Here is a 565-nt window from a genome sequence, read left to right on the forward strand (position 1 = left end):
CCGCTACAGCGCGAGCAGCAGCTTGCCGATGACGTCGCCGGACGTCAGTCGGCGGTGCGCCTCGGCCGCGTCGGCGATCGGCAGCACCGCGTCGACGACCGGTCGCACCCGACCGTCCGCCACGAACGGCCACACGTCCCGACGGACGGCGGCGACGATCTCCGCCTTCTCGGCAGCGGGACGTGCCCGGAGCGTCGTGCCGCTGACGGTCGCGCGCTTCCGCATCAGCTGCCCGATCGGCAGCGTCGCGTCCGGTCCGGCACCCGCGGCGATGATCGCCAGGTGGCCGTTCGGCGCGAGGACCTCGAGGTTCCGGTGCAGGTAGGACGGGCCGACGACATCGAGGACGACGTCCACGCCGACACCGTCCGTGAAGGCCAGCGCCCGCTCGACGAAGTCCTCCTCCCGGTGGTCGACGACGAGGTCCGCGCCGAGCTCGCGGGAGGCCCGGACCTTCCGCTCGCCACCGGAGGTCGCGACCACCCGGGCGCCGAGGGCCTTCGCCCAGAGCACCGCGTGTGACCCCATCCCACCGGTCCCGCCGTGCACCAGCAGGGTCTGACCC

1 protein-coding gene is annotated in these 565 nt (G+C 74.0%); it reads right to left on the reverse strand.

Features of this window, described 5'->3' with window-relative positions; all coding sequences use genetic code 11:
* Positions 1 to 3: 3 nt before the first annotated feature.
* The coding region (locus tag DEI89_RS17265) for a zinc-binding dehydrogenase (RefSeq protein WP_146236853.1) at positions 4 to 565 on the reverse strand (562 nt) is incomplete at its 5' end.

The sequence above is a fragment of the Curtobacterium sp. MCBD17_030 genome, from assembly GCF_003224255.1.
GTDB lineage: Bacteria > Actinomycetota > Actinomycetes > Actinomycetales > Microbacteriaceae > Curtobacterium.